At 69.5% G+C, this 18,219-nt stretch carries 14 protein-coding genes; 9 read left to right on the forward strand and 5 right to left on the reverse strand.

Annotated elements, in window-relative coordinates:
- The first annotated feature begins 113 nt into the window (after window positions 1-113).
- Genes FHU39_RS20575 through FHU39_RS20595 form a run of 5 tightly spaced genes read left to right on the forward strand, consistent with a single transcriptional unit; the run spans window position 114 to window position 4,198 of the window.
- On the forward strand, window positions 114-1,418 hold the full coding sequence (locus FHU39_RS20575; RefSeq protein ID WP_183322595.1) for an adenylosuccinate synthase: 1,305 nt from the start codon (window positions 114-116) through the stop codon (window positions 1,416-1,418).
- Between the two features lies 1 nt (window position 1,419).
- Window positions 1,420-1,689, forward strand: a complete 270-nt coding sequence (locus FHU39_RS20580) for a hypothetical protein (RefSeq protein WP_183322597.1) — start codon at window positions 1,420-1,422, stop codon at window positions 1,687-1,689.
- A 48-nt stretch (window positions 1,690-1,737) separates the two neighbouring features.
- Entirely contained in the window at window positions 1,738-3,495 is a 1,758-nt protein-coding gene (lysS, locus tag FHU39_RS20585; RefSeq protein ID WP_183322598.1) for a lysine--tRNA ligase, read from the forward strand.
- A 43-nt stretch (window positions 3,496-3,538) separates the two neighbouring features.
- Entirely contained in the window at window positions 3,539-3,769 is a 231-nt protein-coding gene (locus tag FHU39_RS20590; RefSeq protein ID WP_183322599.1) for a ribbon-helix-helix domain-containing protein, read from the forward strand.
- Window positions 3,770-3,778: 9 nt separating this feature from the next.
- Complete coding sequence (locus FHU39_RS20595; protein ID WP_221185752.1) at window positions 3,779-4,198, forward strand: type II toxin-antitoxin system VapC family toxin; 420 nt, start codon at window positions 3,779-3,781, stop codon at window positions 4,196-4,198.
- Between the two features lie 41 nt (window positions 4,199-4,239).
- Here FHU39_RS20595 and FHU39_RS20600 read toward each other — a convergent pair whose 3' ends face one another.
- The 4 genes from FHU39_RS20600 to FHU39_RS25130 all read right to left on the reverse strand — a co-directional run bounded on the left by FHU39_RS20600 (window position 4,240) and on the right by FHU39_RS25130 (window position 8,822).
- The gene (locus tag FHU39_RS20600) at window positions 4,240-5,160 is read right to left on the reverse strand and encodes a cation diffusion facilitator family transporter (protein WP_183322601.1); all 921 of its coding nucleotides are present in this window, start codon (window positions 5,158-5,160) and stop codon (window positions 4,240-4,242) included.
- Entirely contained in the window at window positions 5,157-5,465 is a 309-nt protein-coding gene (locus FHU39_RS20605; RefSeq protein ID WP_183322669.1) for a chorismate mutase, read from the reverse strand. Before FHU39_RS20605 ends, FHU39_RS20600 begins: the two co-directional genes overlap by 4 nt.
- A gap of 50 nt (window positions 5,466-5,515) precedes the next feature.
- On the reverse strand, window positions 5,516-7,735 hold the full coding sequence (locus tag FHU39_RS20610) for an AAA family ATPase (protein WP_183322602.1): 2,220 nt from the start codon (window positions 7,733-7,735) through the stop codon (window positions 5,516-5,518).
- A 70-nt stretch (window positions 7,736-7,805) separates the two neighbouring features.
- Entirely contained in the window at window positions 7,806-8,822 is a 1,017-nt protein-coding gene (locus tag FHU39_RS25130) for a LuxR C-terminal-related transcriptional regulator (protein WP_183322603.1), read from the reverse strand.
- Between the two features lie 349 nt (window positions 8,823-9,171).
- Between FHU39_RS25130 and purD the strand changes: the two genes are divergently transcribed.
- Window positions 9,172-10,446, forward strand: a complete 1,275-nt coding sequence (gene purD, locus FHU39_RS20620) for a phosphoribosylamine--glycine ligase (RefSeq protein WP_183322604.1) — start codon at window positions 9,172-9,174, stop codon at window positions 10,444-10,446.
- A gap of 177 nt (window positions 10,447-10,623) precedes the next feature.
- Window positions 10,624-11,580, forward strand: coding sequence for a phosphoribosylaminoimidazolesuccinocarboxamide synthase (locus FHU39_RS20625; protein WP_183322605.1), 957 nt, complete (start codon window positions 10,624-10,626; stop codon window positions 11,578-11,580).
- Window positions 11,581-11,663: 83 nt separating this feature from the next.
- Here the strand turns inward: FHU39_RS20625 and purL are convergent, their stop codons facing one another.
- Window positions 11,664-15,575: a phosphoribosylformylglycinamidine synthase gene (gene purL, locus FHU39_RS20630; protein WP_183322606.1), complete on the reverse strand. Its 3,912-nt coding sequence runs from the start codon at window positions 15,573-15,575 to the stop codon at window positions 11,664-11,666.
- Between the two features lie 120 nt (window positions 15,576-15,695).
- Between purL and FHU39_RS20635 the strand changes: the two genes are divergently transcribed.
- Window positions 15,696-16,631, forward strand: a complete 936-nt coding sequence (locus FHU39_RS20635) for a LysR substrate-binding domain-containing protein (RefSeq protein WP_183322607.1) — start codon at window positions 15,696-15,698, stop codon at window positions 16,629-16,631.
- Between the two features lie 90 nt (window positions 16,632-16,721).
- Window positions 16,722-18,212 carry an aldehyde dehydrogenase gene (locus FHU39_RS20640; protein ID WP_221185753.1) on the forward strand — a complete coding sequence of 497 codons (1,491 nt, stop codon included), beginning with the start codon at window positions 16,722-16,724 and terminating at the stop codon, window positions 18,210-18,212.
- The last annotated feature ends 7 nt before the right edge of the window (window positions 18,213-18,219 follow it).

The following is an 18,219-nucleotide window of genomic DNA, read 5'->3' on the forward strand; positions in this document are numbered from 1 at the left end:
GAGTGCGCGACCACTGCGGGCGCCATACAGCCCGCCCGGTAGCCTGAGGCATTGCTGACAGCGAGCAGCCGACCGTCCGGTCCATGCTCGATCTCGAACGGATAGGGGCAGCAATGCCAGCAGTTGTGCTTGTCGGCGCCCAGTGGGGCGACGAGGGCAAGGGCAAGGCGACCGACCTCCTGGGCGACCGCATCGACTACGTCGTGAAGTTCAACGGCGGCAACAACGCCGGCCACACGGTCGTCGTCGAGCAGCCGGACGGCACGCGCGAGAAGTACGCCCTGCACCTGCTGCCCAGCGGCATCCTGTCGCCGGGGGTGACCCCGGTGATCGGCAACGGTGTGGTCGTCGACCTGTCGGTCCTGTTCGAGGAGCTCGAGGGCCTGCAGGCACGCGGCCTGGACACCTCGGCGCTGCGGATCAGCGGCAACGCGCACGTCATCGCCAGCTACAACCGGGTGCTCGACAAGACCGTCGAGCGTTTCCTCGGCTCGAAGAAGATCGGCACGACCGGCCGCGGCATCGGCCCGACCTACGCCGACAAGATGAACCGCACCGGCATCCGGGTGCAGGACCTGTTCGACGAGTCGATCCTGAAGCAGAAGGTAGAGGCGGCGCTCGAGGTCAAGAACCAGATCCTCGTCAAGCTCTACAACCGCCGGGAGATCCCGGTCAGTGAGGTCGTCGACGAGCTGCTGTCGTATGCCGACCGCCTGCGGCCGATGGTCGCCGACACGTCGCTGGAGATCAGCAACGCGCTCGACGACGGCAAGATCGTGCTGTGCGAGGCCGGGCAGGCGACGCTGCTGGACGTGGACCACGGCACCTACCCCTACGTGACCTCGTCGAACGCGACGGCGGGTGGCGCGTGCACCGGCGCCGGCATACCCCCGACCCGCATCACCCGGGTCATCGGCATCTTCAAGGCCTACACCACCCGTGTCGGTGAGGGCCCGTTCCCGACCGAACTGCTCGACGACTCCGGCGAGTTCCTGCGCAAGACCGGTGCCGAGTTCGGCGTCACCACCGGCCGGCCGCGTCGGTGCGGCTGGATCGACACGGTCATCGGGCGCTACGCCTTCCGGATCAACGGCATCACCGACTTCGTGCTCACCAAGCTCGACGTGCTGTCCGGGCTGGACAAGGTCCCGGTCTGTGTCGCGTATGACGTCGACGGTGTCCGGTACGACGAGATGCCGGCCGACCAGAGCGCCTTCCACCACGCGACGCCGATCTATGAGGAGCTGCCCGGCTGGTTCGAGGACATCTCGCACTGCCGCAGCTACGACGAGCTGCCGGCCAACTGCCGCGCCTATGTGGAGTTCGTCGAGCAGCGCATCGGCGCGCGTATCTCGGTGATCGGTGTGGGCCCCGGCCGCTCCGAGGTCATCGTGCGGCACGACCTGCTCGAGGACTGAGGTGCTCGCTGACTTCGCGGCCCGCACGGTCAGCGGCAAGACGCCGCCGCTGGCGTTCCGCATCACCCTGTGGACGCTCGTCGTGCTCTTCCTCGGACTCGCCGTCTTCGGTGCCGTGACCTGGTGGCGGTTCCGGAAGCAGGCGCAGGGCATGCCGGAGGGCCAGGAACGGCAGGGCCGGTCGGCGCAGGCCGGCTGCATGATGGTGGGCGCCATACCCGCCCTGCTCGTCGGCCTCTTCCTGCTCGACTGGGCGATCCAGGTCAGCTGAGCCGGGCGTGGTCGAGGGGGTACTGGCCGGCCCGTAAAATAGCGGGTTGTGACCGATCAGCAACGTGACGACTGGGTGTCCCGACTCGCCGACGAGGCCATCGCCGAGGCGAAGGCCAAGGGCACCAAGGTCGTGTGCGCGTCCGGAATTTCGCCGTCCGGACCCATCCACCTGGGCAACCTGCGCGAGGTGATGACGCCGCACCTGGTCGCCGACGAGGTCCGCCGGCGCGGCATCGAGGTCGAGCACATCATCAGCTGGGACGACTTCGACCGCTTCCGCAAGGTCCCCAATGTGCCGGGCGTCGACAGCTCCTGGGAGGAGCACATCGGCAAGCCGCTGACCGACGTCCCGCCGCCCGTTGGCTCGGCGGCGACCAGCTGGGCGGAACACTTCCGCGACCAGCTGGAACGCAGCCTCGACGAGCTCGGCATCACCTATCGCGGCATCAGCCAGACCGGCCAGTACCTGTCCGGCGCCTACACCGAGCAGATCCTCTTCGCGATGTCGCAGCGCAGCGAGATCGACAAGGTCCTCGACCAGTACCGCACGCTCGGCCCGAAGAAGGCCAAGAAGCAGCCGAAGCTGTCCGAGGAGGAGGCGGCCGCGGCCGCCGAGGCCGAGGAGGGCTCCGGCGCCGCGGCCGAGGACGACGGCCGCGGCGAGAGCGGCTACTACCCCTACAAGCCGTACTGCAGCGAGTGCGGCACGGACTTCACCACGGTCACCGCGTATGACGACGCCACGACCGAGATGACCTACACCTGCCAGTGCGGTTTCACCGAGACCGTCAACCTGCGCGAGTTCCGCCACGGCAAGCTCGTCTGGAAGGTCGACTGGCCAATGCGCTGGGCCTACGAGAAGGTCACCTTCGAACCGTCCGGCGTGGATCACCAGTCACCCGGCTCGTCATACGTCGTCGGCAAGGAGCTGGCGCCGATGTTCGGCTGGGAGCGCCCGCTCGGCCCGATGTACGCGTTCGTCGGCATCAAGGGCATGGCGAAGATGTCGTCCTCGCGCGGTGGTGTGCCGGTCCCGGCGGATGCGCTGCGGATCATGGAGCCGCAGCTGCTGCGCTGGCTCTACGCCCGCCGCAAGCCGGCCCAGGCGTTCAGTGTCGCCTTCGACGCCGAGGTCGAGCGGATGTACGACGAGTGGGACTCGCTCGCCAAGAAGGTCGGGTCGGACAAGGGGCAGCCGGGCGACGTCGCGGCATACACCCGCGCGACGTCGACCGCCATCGGCACCCTGCCGGACACGCCCCGCCCGGTGTCCTACCGCACGCTCGCGTCGATCGTGGACCTCACGACCGGCGACGAGGAGCAGACGCTGCGGATCGTCGGTGAGCTGGACGCCGACGATCCGGTCGCGTCGCTCGACGAGCTGCGGCCGCGGCTGACGTGCGTCGAGCACTGGGTGGAGACCCAGATGGCCGAGGAGGACCGCACCGTGGTGCGCACGTCGCCGGACGACGGGCGGCTCGGCGCGCTGACCGACCAGGAGCGCGAAGCGGTCGCGATCCTGTTGAACGGCAAGGACTCCCAGCTGCCCAGGCTGGAGGACGCCTGGTCGCTGGACGGGCTGACGCATCAGGTCTACGGGGTGCCGAAGGTCCAGCGCGGCCTCGCGGCCGACCAGATCGTCAAGGGCGACAAGGAGCTCGGCGCCGCCCAGCGGCAGTTCTTCAAGCTGCTCTACAACCTGCTGGTCGACAAGGACACCGGCCCCCGGCTGCCGACGCTGTTGCTGGCGATCGGCGCGGAGCGGGTGCACTCGCTGCTGGGCGGCTCGCCCAACGACGACTAGTGAGTCTTGACATATCGACATACGCGATATGACGATATGACATATGAGAACGACCATCAGGCTGTCGGACGACTTTTACCGGGCCGTCCGGGAGCGAGCGCATGCCGAGGACACGACGTTCACGGCGTTTGTCGAGGACGCGTTGCGCCGACGCCTGGCCGAGTCGGACGGCGAGCCGACGGCATTTCGCGTGGAGCCCTTCGACGGCACGGGGTTGCAGCCAGGCGTTGATCTGGACGACTCTGCCGATCTGCTCGACCGGATGGGTGGCTGACCAGTGCTGATGCCCGACGTCAATGTCTTGGTCGAGGCATACCGCACCGATGGGCCGCATCACGACGTCGCGCGAGACTGGCTCGAAGTGCATGTTTCCGGGGTCGAAGCGGTGGGGATCACCGACGCCGTGCTGTCCGGATTCGTCCGAGTCGTGACGCATCCACGGGTCTTCGCCGCGCCGACCCCACTGACGCAGGCGATTGCCCAAGCCGACGCTCTGCGGGCGGCCGACGGCGTGCTGTCCGTGGCGCCCGGCCGGCGGCATTGGTCGATCTTCTGCGAGTTGTGCAAGGGTGCTGCGGCCAAGGGAAATCTGGTGGCCGACGCAGCACACGCGGCGACCGCGATCGAGGCTGGGGCGACCTGGGTGTCCTTCGACCGGGACTTCGCACGGTTCCCCGGACTCACCTGGACGGTCCCCACATAACGGAGGACGAACCGCCCGTTGCGCTCCGAGTCCGAGAGGGCTCAGTGCATGCCGCGTTCGTGCTCGTCGTGGCCGGCCGGCTCCAGCTGGAACGTCGAGTGTTCGACGTCGAAGTGACCGTGCAGGCACGCCTGCAGCTGGTCGAGCAGCACCGGGGTGTGGCCGTCGACGAAGCACTCGTCCTCGACGACCACGTGCACCGACACCGCCGGCAGGTCCGACGTGACGGTCCAGACGTGCAGATCGTGCACGGCCTGCACATGGTCGGTCGCGAGCAGGTGGGCGCGCAGGTCGTCCAGGTCGACGTCGCGCGGCGCACCCTCCAGCAGGATGCGGCCGCTGTCCCGCAGGAGGCCCCAGGCGGCATACAGCATGAGCCCGACCACGATCAGCGACGCGATCGGGTCCGCGCGCGTCCAGCCGGTGAGGAGTATGACGACTCCGGCGATGACGGTGCCGATGAATCCGTAGAGGTCGGTGAGGATGTGCTGGTAGGCGCCCTCGACGTTGAGGCTCGTGCGGTTGGCGCGGGCGAGCAGCCAGGCGGCGGCGATGTTGACCGCGACCCCGACGAGTGCGACGACCAGCATCGGCGCGCCCTCGACGTCGGGGCCGTCGATGAGGCGCCGGACTGCTTCGAAGGTGACGATGCCGGACACCACGAGCAGAGTGATGCCGTTGCCCGCGGCGGACAGGATCTCGGCGCGCTTCCAGCCGAATGTCCAGTTGCCGGCAGCAGGCCGGGCGGCGAGGCGAATCGCCCACAGCGCCATACCGATCGCGCCGACGTCGCTGAGCATGTGCCCGGCGTCGGAGAGCAGGGCGAGCGAACCGGAGAGGAACGCGACGACGACCTCCGCGATCAGGAACGCACTGAGCAGTCCCAGCGCCGACCACAGGTAACGACCGTCGGCGTCCGGGCGCACGCCGTGCGAGTGACCGGCGTGGTCGTGGTCGGTCACTGGCCCCTGCTACCCGCTTCGCGGATGCGTTCGTGGTGGTGGATGACCTCGTCGATCACGAACCGCAGGAACTTCTCACTGAACTCCGGGTCGAGGCCGGATTCGCTTGCCAGCGCTCGCAGTCGGGCGATCTGCTTCTCCTCGCGGGCCGGGTCGGCCGGTGGGAGCTCGTGGGTCGCCTTGTACTCGCCGACCGCCTTGGTGGTGCGGAAGCGCTCGGCGAGGATGTGGATCAGGGCCGCGTCGAAGTTGTCGATCGAGCGGCGGTATGCCGCAAGCCGAGCCGACGGTTCATCCCTCACCATCGACTCGTCCTCGATGACTTCTGCCGACCTTCGGTCGGACGTATCGTCCGTCATACGTCTTGCACCTCCACGATGGTCATGCGGTGTGCGGCACGCGTGAGTGCGACATACAGGACGCGCGCGCCGCCCGGCGACTCGGCGATGATCTCCGCGGGGTCCACCACGACGGTGGCGTCGTGCTCCAGACCCTTTGTCGACATCGGGTCGGCCAGTATAACGCGATTCGGCGCTTCGGCAGCGACGGTGTCCAGCAGGTGGCGGTGTCGCTCGGGCGTGATGATCGCGATGCTGCCCTCGACCTCCCCGAGCAGCCGCTCGGTGGCACCGCGCACGGTCTCCCGCAACGTGTCGGGGGCCGCCGTCAGCTCGACCGGTCGGACACCGGTCTCGCGGACGGCGTTCGGGATGTCGGCGTCGGGCACGACGGGCAGGATCTGCTCGGCCGCGTAGTCGAAGATCTCCCGCGCGTTGCGGTAGTTGGTGTCCATGTGGAACCGGCGGCGTTGCTTGGTGCCGAACGCCTCGTCCCGGGCGGCGATGGCCTCCTGGGCGAGCGGCCACGAGCTCTGGGCGGCGTCGCCGACGACCGTCCAGGACGCGTAGCGACCGCGACGTCCGAGGGTCCGCCACTGCATCGGGGAGAGGTCCTGTGCCTCGTCGACGAGCACGTGCGCGTATTCGTCCGAGCGGGTCACCTTGCCGACGAGCAGGCGCTCGCGCGGGTCGGCCGGGGTGATCTGGTAGGAGACGTCCGACACCGGGATCCGTTGCTGCGCACCGAGTTCGGCGACCCCGAGGGTGTCGAGCTCCTCGATCTCGTAGAACCCCCGCTCCTCCCGCGGGGCGTCCGCGACCGGGCCCACCCGGGACAGCACGTCGTCGACCAGCGCGATGTCCGCGACCGACCAGGTGCCGGTGGTCAGGGCGACCTGCATGGAGTCGCGCAGCAGCACGGCCTGCTCGTCGGTGAGGATGCCGTGCGTGTAGCTCTTCGCCCGGTCGGCATCGGCGAGCCACAACAGGACCTCGCGGGGATCGATCGGTCGCCACCAGTCCCGGACGAACGCCTCGACCTCCCGGTGATCGGTGAACCGGTCGATGAAGTCGGGTCTCTCCCCGGTCCCGACCTGGGTCCACGCGACTTCGGCGAGCGCGGCGGTGGCCGCACTCGCCGCCGCGTTGTGCTGGTGGTGCCGCAGCACCTGACGGCGGATGCGGGTGAGTTCGGGTGCGTCGATCCGGATCGGGTGCCCGGCGACCATCGCCCGGAACTGTGTGGCGGCCCCCGGTGCGATGTCGCGTGACGCGCGGGCGAGGACCTGCCGGACCCGGGTGGACCCCTTCACCTCGGCTGCGTCGGGCGAGTCGAGGCGGGTTGCCGTCATACCGTCCAGCAGGTCGCCGAGCGAGCGCAGTGTGACGCTGTCCTCGCCGAGGGACGGCAGCACCCGCTCGATGTAGGCGGTGTATGCCGCGGACGGGCCGACCACGAGGATGCCGCCCGCCTCGAACTTCCGCCGTTGGGAATAGAGCAGGTAGGCCGCACGGTGCAGCGCGACCACGGTCTTGCCGGTGCCGGGACCACCGGTGATCTCGGTGACGCCGGAGCTGTCGGCGCGGATGGCCTCGTCCTGGTGTCGCTGGATCGTGGCGACGATGTCGCGCATCCGGGATCCACGCGAGCGGGTCAGCGCGGCCATCAGCGCACCGTCACCGACGACGACCATGCCCTCCGGGGCCTCGGCCACCATCAGGTCGTCCTCGACGCCGAGCACGCGTGAGTCGCGGCAGCGCAGCACCCGCCGGCGCACGACACCCTGCGGGTCGACCGGGGTCGCCCGGTAGAAGGGCGCCGCGGCGGGTGCCCGCCAGTCGATCACCAACGGCTCGTAGTGGTCGTCGCGCACGCCGAGCCGGCCGATGTAGCGCACCTCGCGGGTGTCGCCGTGCTCGTCCGGTTTCTCGTGCTCCAGGTCGAGACGACCGAAGACGAGACCCTCGTACTGGGTCTCCAGGCTCTGCCGGCGGCGACCGGCGTTGAAGACCAGGGCGTCCCGCTCGAACAGGCCGGTGATCTCCTCCTCCCGCGCTTCGCCGGTGCGGTCGGTGCGCCCGCGCGCGAGGCCCTCCGCCTCGACCAGGGCGGCGCGTTCGCCGGCCTTGGTCAGCTCGGCATACACCTGATCGACGTGCGCCTGCTCGGCGGCGATCTCCGCGGCGACGACGTCCGACACACCGGGCGCGTCCGCGCGACCACTCGAAACACTCACGAAGCCCCCATGACAGTGGGTGGAACAGTGCGCTGCGCATGCAGCGAACTGCCAAGTCTAGAGGGAGATGTCAGATCAGACCCTGGCGGGCAGCGAGCACGCCGGCCTGGAATCGGGTCGTGGCGTTGAGGCGGTCGAGGAGCACCCTGACCCGGCGCTCCACGGTGCGCGAGGAGATGCCGAGCTGGCGGGCGATCGCCGCGTCGCTCACCCCGCCCGCCATCAGTCGGAGGATGTTGCGGTCGCGCGGATCCAGCAGGTCGTAGTCGGATGACGGCGTGGTCCCGGGGCGCCACGGGGTGCCGAGGTGCCACACGAACTCGAGCATCGCCTTCACGCGGCCGCTGCCCGCGGCCGTGTCGAGCAGGATGCCGACCGGTGAGCCTCCGTCGTCGCCGAGGTCGACCATGGCCAGCCCCTGGTCGTTGACGGCACCGGTGAAGGGCAGCCCGGGGGTGAGCCGGATGGCGTCACCGCTGGCGGCCCGGGCGTGCATGATGTCCACGACGTTCGCCTCCGGCAGGAGCACCGGATCGATGGCGAGCCGCACCTCCAGTGGCGCCCCGTGACTGCCGAGGAACGGTGTCGTCGACACCGGCCGCGGCGCTTGGAGCAGGTAACGCGACAGCGGCGAATCGACGCGGCTGGACAGCACCCACTCCTGCGCGCCGGTGGTGACCTGGTGGAGCGCCTGCGCGACGTCGACCAGGGAGTTGAGCAGCACGGCCCCGGAACTGGCGGCGGTGCGGTTCGCGGACCGACTGCGCAGGTAGACGCGGGCCATTGCTTGAGACGTGGTCCGCAGCATCCGTGCGCGCGCCTCGAGTTGTGCCGCGTATGCCGGCAGCGACACGTCCGGCGGCACGACCGTCCAGGTGTCCGACGTGACCCGCTGGATCATCCGGCGCTGCTCGAGGACCGGTAGCATCTCGTCCAGTTGATCTCTGGAAAACCCCTGGGCGAGCAGCAGATCCACGGACGGGTTGGGCATCTGCAGCATGGCCAGGTAGAGCGGTGCGGTCGCATCGTCGGGCGGCTCCGCGGTGGTGCGGCGGGTGTTCCTGGGTTTGGCCCGGGACGTGGGCACGGCACCTCCAGGTCGTAGATCGCGACGACGGTCTTGGTCAGAATATGGCGGATTGCCGACATTGACCAACTTCCGTCACGCGTCGATTAACAAGATCGGCCCGTCCATGTCATAGTGGGTTCAACGACCTTGTGTCGTGACGAGCGCGGAAGCGTCGCCGAGTCCCCCTCCGGCTGACCCTGTGCCTCGTTGGTGGGTCCCTCCCGAGAGACCTCCCCCCTGACTTTCGGGAGGGCCCCACCGCCTTAACCCCTCGACGAAGTTCTCCGCTCTGTCGTCGGTCCGGTGCGTTGCCGGGTCGCTGGACCTCGACGCCGGCCACACCCGGTTCCGCGTAGGCTCTGGGCACGTGAACGCCCTTGTCATCGGTTCAGGTGCCCGAGAGCACGCCATCGTCCGCGCATTGCTGGCCGATCCCGAGGTGGGCCGCGTCGATGCCGCACCGGGCAACCCGGGCATCGCGGAGGTCGCGACGTGTCACCCGCTGCCGGACGGCGTGACCGACGCCGCGGAGATCGTTCGGCTCGCGCAGCAACTCGACACCGACCTGGTCGTGATCGGCCCCGAGGTGCCGCTGGTCGCCGGCGTCGCCGACACGCTGCGCGACGCGGGCATCACGGTCTTCGGCCCGTCCGGGCAGGCGGCGCAGTTGGAGGGCAGCAAGGCGTTCGCCAAGGAGATCATGGCCGCCGCCGACGTCCCGACATCCCGGAGCTACGTGTGCACGAACGACACCGAAGCCGCGGCAGCGCTGGAGGCGACGGGGGCGCCATACGTCGTGAAGGACGACGGTCTCGCGGCCGGCAAGGGTGTCGTGGTCACCGACTCGATGGATGCGGCGCTGGCTCACGCGCGGGGATGCTTCGCCGCGGGTGGCTCGGTGGTCGTCGAGGAGTTCCTCTCCGGGCCGGAGGTGTCGCTCTTCTGCATCACCGACGGCACGACGGTCGTGCCGCTCGCGCCGGCGCAGGACTTCAAGCGGGTCGGCGATGGTGATGCCGGGCCGAACACCGGTGGTATGGGCGCGTATTCGCCGCTTCCGTGGGCACCCGCGGGGTTGGTGGACGACGTCGTCGCCCGCATCGCGCAGCCGACCGTCGACGAGATGCGGCGGCGCGGCACCCCCTTCGCCGGGGTGCTGTATGTCGGGCTGGCGCTCACCCCGTCCGGGCCGCGCGTCATCGAGTTCAACGCCCGGTTCGGCGACCCCGAGACGCAGGTGGTGCTGGCCCGGCTCCGGACCCCGCTCGGTGGTCTGCTGCGTGCGGCCGCAACCGGCGAGCTGGATCAACAGCCACCGCTCGTGTGGCGGGAGGACGCTGCCGTGACGGTGGTCGTCGCGAGCGAGGGGTACCCGGCCACGCCGAGGACCGGCGACCCGATCGAGGGGCTGACCGACGGGGACGGCGAGTCCTACGTGCTGCACGCCGGCACCGCGCGCGACGATTCGGGCGCACTGGTGTCGGCGGGCGGCCGGGTGCTGTCGTGTGTCGGCACGGGTCCGGACCTCGCGGCGGCGCGCGCCGCGGCCTACGGCGTCGTCGGCGCCGTCTCGCTGCGCGGCTCGCACCACCGCTCCGACATCGCCCAGGCCGCCGCCGACGGCACGCTGACCTTCGCCTGACCGCTCCTCATCTGCCGAAAGGCTCAGCAATGACCGAGGGGCTCAGGAACCCGGGGCCCACGATCGCCATTTCGGGCCGTCTTACTGGGCCTGTCGGTCGTAAGTGGGCCTGTCGGTGAAGTGATGGTCGGGGTACCCGGTCCGGCTCGTGCCCGGTGGCGCTGGGAGACTGCTGCCATGACCAGGTCACCCGACGAAGTCTCTCCTCCGCTGCGCTCCTCCGAGCACTCCGCGGGGACCCCGACCGGCCCGATCGAGCTTCCCGGTTATGCCCACGTCTACTCCGGAAAGGTCCGTGACCTCTACGCGCCGCTGGACGACTCCGGTGCTCCCCGTGACGACCGGGTGCTGTTGGTCGCCTCCGACCGGATCTCGGCCTACGACTACATCCTGTCCACCCCGATCCCGGACAAGGGCAAGGTGCTGACGCAGCTGTCGCTGTGGTGGTTCGAGCAACTGGAGTCGTTGGTGCTGAACCACATCGTCTCCACCGACGTGCCCGATGCGGTCGCCGGGCGGGCGGTCCTCGTCGAGCGGCTCGACATGGTGCCGATCGAGTGTGTTGCCCGTGCGTACCTGACCGGCGGCGGACTCGCCGAATACGAAGCATCCGGAACGGTTTCCGGGCTCGAACTGCCGCCGGGTCTGGTGGACGCCTCGAAGTTCGATCAGCCGCTCTTCACTCCGTCGACCAAGGCGCCGTTCGGCGAGCACGACCAGCCGATGCCGTATGCCGATGTGGTGACCGAGGTCGGCGCCGACCGCGCGGCCCAGCTGCGCGACCTCACCGTGCGCATCCTCGCGCGGGGCAACGAGATCGCCGCACCTCGCGGCATCCTGATCGCGGACACCAAGGTGGAGTTCGGTTACCGCGCGGACGGCACGGTGGTGCTGGCCGACGAGGTGCTCACGCCCGACTCGTCGCGCTTCTGGCCGGCGGCCGACTGGGAGCCGGGACGGCGCCAGGCGTCATACGACAAGCAGTTCGTACGCGACTGGCTGACCTCACCGGCGAGCGGCTGGGACCGTAACTCCGGCGCGGAGCCGCCCGCGTTGCCCGACGACGTCGTGGAGCAGACGCGCGCGAAGTACGTCGAGGCCTATGAGGCCCTCACCGGCCGCACCTTCTCCTGATCGAGAGGAGTAGCAACGCGCCGACCGGAGTACGAATTCAGCACGATTTCGTACTCCGATCGCTCGGTATGTGCTCCCCTCGGTCAGCCGACGTGGACCCGGGCGTTGCGGAACATCCGCAGCCACGGGCTGGGCTCGTCCAGCGGGCCGTCGGTCCAGGACAGCTGCACATTGCGCTGCACCCGCTCGGGGTGCGGCATCATCGCGGTGAAGCGGCCGTCCAGCGTCGTCACGGCGGTCAGCCCGTCGGGTGAACCGTTGGGGTTCAGCGGGTAGCTGCGCGCCGGATTGCCCGTCGGGTCGACGAATCGCATTGCCCGCTCGACGGTTTCGAGGTCGCCGCGCACGGAGAAGTCTGCGCGGCCCTCGCCGTGCGCTACCGCGATCGGCAGGCGGCTGCCCGCCATACCGGTGAAGAAGATCGACGGGGAGTCGAGCACCTCGACCTGGCTGAGCCGGGCTTCATACTGCTCCGAGAGGTTACGGGTGAAGCGCGGCCAGTTGTCCGCGCCCGGGATCAGGTCCGCCAGTGCGGCGAACATCTGGCAGCCGTTGCAGATGCCGAGGCCGAACGTGTCCGGCCGGCCGAAGAACCCCGCGAACGTCTCGCGCAGCCGGTCGTTGAAGAGCACCGAGCGCGCCCAGCCCTCGCCGGCGCCGAGTGTGTCGCCGTAGGAGAAGCCGCCGCAGGCGACCAGGCCGACAACATCGGTGAGGTCGTGCCGGCCCGACTGGAGGTCGGTCATGTGCACGTCGACCGCCTCGAATCCCGCGCGGTGGAAGGCGAATGCCGTCTCCACGTGCGAGTTGACGCCCTGCTCGCGCAGCACGGCGACGCGTGGTTTCGCACCGAGGCCCAGGTATGGCGCAGTGACATCGTCCGCCGGGTCGAACGACGGCGCCACCACCAGACCGGGACGCGCGGACGCGACGTCGGCGTGCTCCTCGTCGGCGCACTCCGGGTTGTCACGTAGTGCGCTGACCCGCCACGAGACCTCGTCCCACGCCCGCGCCAGATCATGAGTCGACTCACGCAGGGCGACCGCGTCACCGACGCTCACCTGCAGTGTCGGCTCGACCCTGGGCCGACCGACGAAGTGGGCGAGTTCGAGGAGTTCGGCGTCTCGCAGCGCGGCTTCGACGTCGGCCCGCCGTGCGGCCGGCACCTCGAGGACCGCACCGAGTTCCTCGGTGAAGAGGGCATCGGCGGACGGCACCGTGAGCTGCGCGCCGCAACCACCGGCGAACGTCATCTCGGCCACGGCTGCCAGCAGGCCGCCGTCCGAGCGGTCGTGGTATGCCGTCACCAGCCCGTCGCGACGCAGTCGCGCCACCAGCTCGACGAGTCCGAGCAAGCGCCGCGGATCGTCGAGATCCGCTGCCGCTCCGCCGAATTCGCCTCGGGTCTGCGCCGCGATCGACCCGCCAAGGCGATCCTGGCCCGCGCCCAGGTCGATCAACAGCAGCTCGGTGCCGTCCTCCGCGTGCAACTGCGGAGTGAGGGTGCCGCGCACATCGGGCAGCGAGGCGAACGCGGTGACCACGAGCGACACGGGCGACCGGACCTCACGCTCCTCGCCGCCGTCCGTCCAGCGGGTGCTCATCGACAAGGAGTCCTTGCCGACCGGGACACTCACCCCGATCGCCGGGCACAGCTCCATCGCAACGGCATGCACGGTGTCGAACAGCGCGGCGTCCTCACCGGGTCGACCACAGGCGGCCATCCAGTTGCAGGACAGCTTCACGCCACGCAGCGCGTCGACCGGTGCTGCGATGAGGTTGGTGATCGCCTCACCGACGGCCATCCGCCCGGAGGCCGGGGCGTCCACAGCAGCGATCGGCGTCCGCTCGCCGGAGCTCATCGCCTGGCCGGTGAATCCGACGAGGTCGGAAAGGGTTACGGCGACATCGGCCACCGGCACCTGCCACGGGCCGACCATCTGGTCGCGGTGCGTCAGGCCACCGACGGTGCGGTCGCCGATGGTGATCAGGAAGCGTTTGCTCGCGACGCTCGGGTGGCGCAGTACGGCATACGACAGTTCACGCAGGTCGACGCCGGACAGGTCCAGGTCGGCGGCCGCGCGGTCGACGCGCGTGGCGTCGCGGGTCATCCGCGGAGGCTTGCCGAGCAGTACCTCCATGGGGATGTCGATGGGGGTGTCCGTCGCGTGGTCTCGATACGCTCCCTCGTCGCTACCCGACCGACTCTCCCGGTCGACGACGAGGAGACCGTCGTCCAAGGCGGTGCCGACGACGGCGTACGGGCAGCGCTCGCGGTCGGCGAGCTCAGCGAAGCGTTCGAGCGAATCCGGTGCGATCGCAAGCACATAACGCTCCTGCGACTCGTTGCACCAGATCTCCTTCGGCGACAGGCCCTTCTCCTCCAGTGGCACGGCACCGAGGTCGAAGCGGGCGCCGAGGCCGGCGTCGTCGACCAGCTCGGGGAAGGCGTTGGACAGGCCGCCGGCACCCACGTCGTGGATCGCCAGGATCGGGTTGTCCGCACCGAGCGACCAGCAGTGGTTGATGACCTCCTGCGCGCGCCGCTCGATCTCCGGGTTGCCGCGCTGCACCGAGTCGAAGTCGAGCTCGGCGGCGTTGTCACCGGATGCCATCGACGAGGCGGCGCCACCGCCCATCCCGATCCGCATACCGGGACCGCCCAGCTGCACCAGCAGGGAACCGCTTTCGAACCGGATCTTCTCGGTCTGGTCGGCGCTGATCGCGCCGAGGCCGCCAGCGCTCATGATCGGCTTGTGATAGCCGCGGCGGATGCCGTCCACGGTCTGTTCGTAGACCCGGAAGAACCCGCCCAACCCCGGCCGGCCGAACTCGTTGTTGAACGCTGCGGCACCGATCGGCCCGTCGAGCATGATGTCCAGCGGGGTGGCCAGGTGGCCGGGGGCGCCATACGGCTCGCGCTCCCACGACTCGTCGGTGCCGGGCAGGTGCAGGTTGGAGACCACGAAACCGGTGAGACCCGCCTTGGGCTGCGAACCCCGGCCGGTCGCACCCTCGTCACGGATCTCGCCGCCGGCACCGGTGGCGGCGCCCGCGAACGGCGAGATCGCGGTCGGGTGGTTGTGCGTCTCCACCTTCATCAGGACGTGCACGTCGTCGGGCCGCTCGACGTATTTGCTGGGTGCGTCAGGGGATTCGGGGAGCCAGCGGGTCACCGGACCGCCCTGCATGATCGACGCGTTGTCCTTGTAGGCGACCACCGTGCCCTCGCCGGCGACCTGCTCGGTGTGCCGGATCATGCCGAACAGAGAGGTCGTCTGCGGCTCGCCGTCGAGTACGAAGTCGGCGTTGAAGATCTTGTGCCGGCAGTGCTCGGAGTTCGCCTGGGCGAACATCATCAGCTCGACGTCCGACGGGTTGCGGTGCAACCCGTTGAACGAGTCGACCAGGTAGTCGATCTCGTCGTCGGACAGTGCGAGACCGAGTTGGGTGTTCGCGGTCTCCAGTGCCGTCCGGCCCTGGCCGAGCACGTCGATGCGCTGCATCGGCTCGGTGTCCGGCTCGTCGAAGAGCACACCGGCCGCGGTCCGGGAGGGCAGCACGCTCTGCGTCATCCGGTCGTGCAGTGCCGCGGCGATCTCAGCCCGCTCCGGGTCGCTGAGCGCGCCGCCGGCCAGGGTGAACTCGGTGATCCGTTCGACGCGCTGCACGGCGAGGCCGCAGCTGTGCGCGATGTCGGTGGCCTTGGACGCCCACGGCGAGACGGTGCCGATGCGCGGGCTGACCACGAAGGTCTCGGTAGCGCCCTCGACCGGCTCGTATGCCGGGCCGTAGGTCAGCAACTGGCGTACCTGCTCCTCAGCGCCCGCATCCAACGGACCGTCGGTCGCGACAAGGTGCACGAAGCGCGCTCCGACCGCGGTGACCTGCGGCGCGAGCCGCTGGAGGTGGGAGAGCAGAGCCGCTCGACGGAACGGCGAGAGTGCCGAGCCTCCGTCGAACGTGGTGAGCACCGGGCCGTGGGTCGGCGTCATGGTATGTGGGGGCTCCTCGGCGAGGCGGGATCGACGCATCCAGGATATCGGGCGCCGTCGGGACGCCCGCGCGTGCGGCACGGGTGGCCGACCCGCCATACCTTCGGCCAAGATTGACCGGTGGCAGATCCGGCGTTCACCCTGGTGCAGTTGCGCTACTTCGTCGCGGCCGCCGAGCACGGCAGTATGACGGCCGCTGCCAAGTCCTTGCTGGTGTCGCAGTCGGCGATCTCGACCGCGATCGCCGGGCTGGAGCACGATCTCGGCGTGCAGCTCTTCCTGCGGCACCATGCCCGCGGCCTGACCCCGACGCGGGCCGGAACGGCCTTCCTCCGCGAAGCTCGCGAATTCCTCAGCCACGCAGCAGATCTCGAGAACGTCGCGCGTGGGGCCGGTGGAGACCTGGCCGGTGAGCTGTATGTCGGCTGCTTCGCGACCCTGGCGCCCTTCTTCCTGCCCGGGCTGATCACCGCCTTCGAGAAAGCGCATCCGGCGACCACACTGCAGGTGGCCGAAGGCGAACACTCCGGCCTGAAGGCGGCGCTGCGCTCCGGGGAGTGTGAGCTGTCACTGATGTACGGCTACGACCTGGAGGACGACATCGAGCGCGTCGTCGTGCACCGGTTGCGTCCCTATGTGATCGTCTCGTCGGAGCACCGGCTCGCACGCCGCAAACGGGTCCGGCTCGCGGAGTTGGTCGAAACCGACCAACTCATCCTGCTCGACCTGCCACACACACGCGACTACTTCCTCGGCACGGTCGTCGACGCCACCGGGATCCGCCCGCAGGTCCGCCACAGCACGCCCGGGTTCGAGACGGTGCGCTCGTTCGTCGCGCACGGGCACGGTTTCGCGTTGCTCAACCAGTTGCCGGCCGACGACGTCACGTATGACGGGGGCCGCGTCGTGCCGCTGCGGATCCAGGACCAGGTCCGTGACCTGGAGATCGTGCTGGCCTGGATGAAGAGCACCCGCCTGTCCCGCCGAGCGCGTGCGTTCCGGCACACGGTCACCGGTGAATTCGCCAACATGACCAGCTTGCATCAGAAAAACTGATCCAAGCGACCGGAAAACGGTGTTACCCACCCCACCGCGAACGCCCTCATAGTTGCCTACAGACGCAGGCGACTTCCATGAGGTGTGAGAGTGACAACGCAGGAACTGACCTGGGCCGCCCGGGCCGGCGCGGTGCGTCCGGTGACGGACGCGGTGATCGGCGGCGAGCTGGCCGCTGCCCGCAGCGGGCGCCGACGTGACTCGATCAACCCCGCCACCGGCACGGTGCTCGCGCAGGTCTCCGAATGCGGTGCCGAGGACATCGACGCAGCAGTGCTCGCCGGCCGTGCAGCATTCGAGTCCGGCAGCTGGTCACAGGCCGACCCGGGTAGCCGCAAGCGGGTGCTGCAACGCCTGGCCGAACTCATCGTTGCGAACGCCGACGAATTGGCCCTGCTGGACACCCTGGACGCGGGCAAGCTGATCAGCGACACCACCCAGGTCGACGTCCCGGGCTCCGCCGCGATCATCCAGTGGTATGCCGAGGCCATCGACAAGCTGTATGGCGAGATCGCGCCGACCGCGAGCACGGAGCTGGCGCTGGTGACACGGGAGCCGCTCGGCGTGGTCGGCGCCGTCGTTCCCTGGAACTACCCGCTGGAGATGGCGGTCTGGAAGCTCGCGCCGGCGCTCGCCGCAGGAAACAGTGTCGTGCTCAAACCCGCTGAGAACTCTCCGCTCTCGGCGCTCCGGCTCGGTCAGCTCGCCCTGGAGGCGGGCCTGCCCGAGGGCGTTCTCAACGTCGTGCCGGGCGACGGGCCGACGGCCGGTCGCGCCCTGGGACTGCACCCGGATGTCGACGCACTGACCTTCACCGGCTCCACCGAGGTCGGCAAGCTGTTCCTGCAGTACGCCGGCGCCTCCAACATGAAGCAGGTCTGGCTGGAGTGCGGCGGCAAGAGCGCGAACCTGGTCTTCCCGGACGTCGCCGACCTGGACGCGGCGGCCGAGGCGGTGTGCGCCGGGATCTTCACCTGCGGCGGACAGGTCTGCTCCGCCAACTCACGACTCCTGGTGCACGAGAGCATCAAGGACGCACTGCTCGAGCGGGTCGTCGCCCGTGCCGAGGCGATCCGCGTCGGTGACCCGCTCGACGAGAGCAGCCAGATGGGCCCGATGGTCAGCGCCGAGCACGCCGATCGGGTCATGGGCCTGATCGAGGTCGCGCGCGGCGAGGGCCGGATCCGCACTGGCGGGGACCGGGTTGCCGGCAGCCCGACCAGCGCGTTCCTGCAGCCCACCGTCGTGGACGACATCGCACCGGACGCACGGATCGCGCAGGAGGAGGTCTTCGGGCCGGTCCTCGCGGTGTTCGGATTCGGCGACGAACGGGAGGCGGTCACATTGGCGAACGGCTCGTCATACGCGCTCGCCGCCTCGGTCTGGTCCGACAGCCACTCGCGGGTGCACCGAGTGGCGCAGCGCCTGCGCGCCGGCACCGTCTCGGTCAACTGTGTCGACGCACTCGACGTGACGACACCGTTCGGCGGCTTCGGGCTGTCGGGTTTCGGACGGGACCTCTCGCTGCACGCACTCGACAAGTTCACCGGGCTGAAAACGACCTGGCACCACCACAACTGACGGAGAT

The organism is Flexivirga oryzae, assembly GCF_014190805.1.
GTDB lineage: Bacteria > Actinomycetota > Actinomycetes > Actinomycetales > Dermatophilaceae > Flexivirga > Flexivirga oryzae.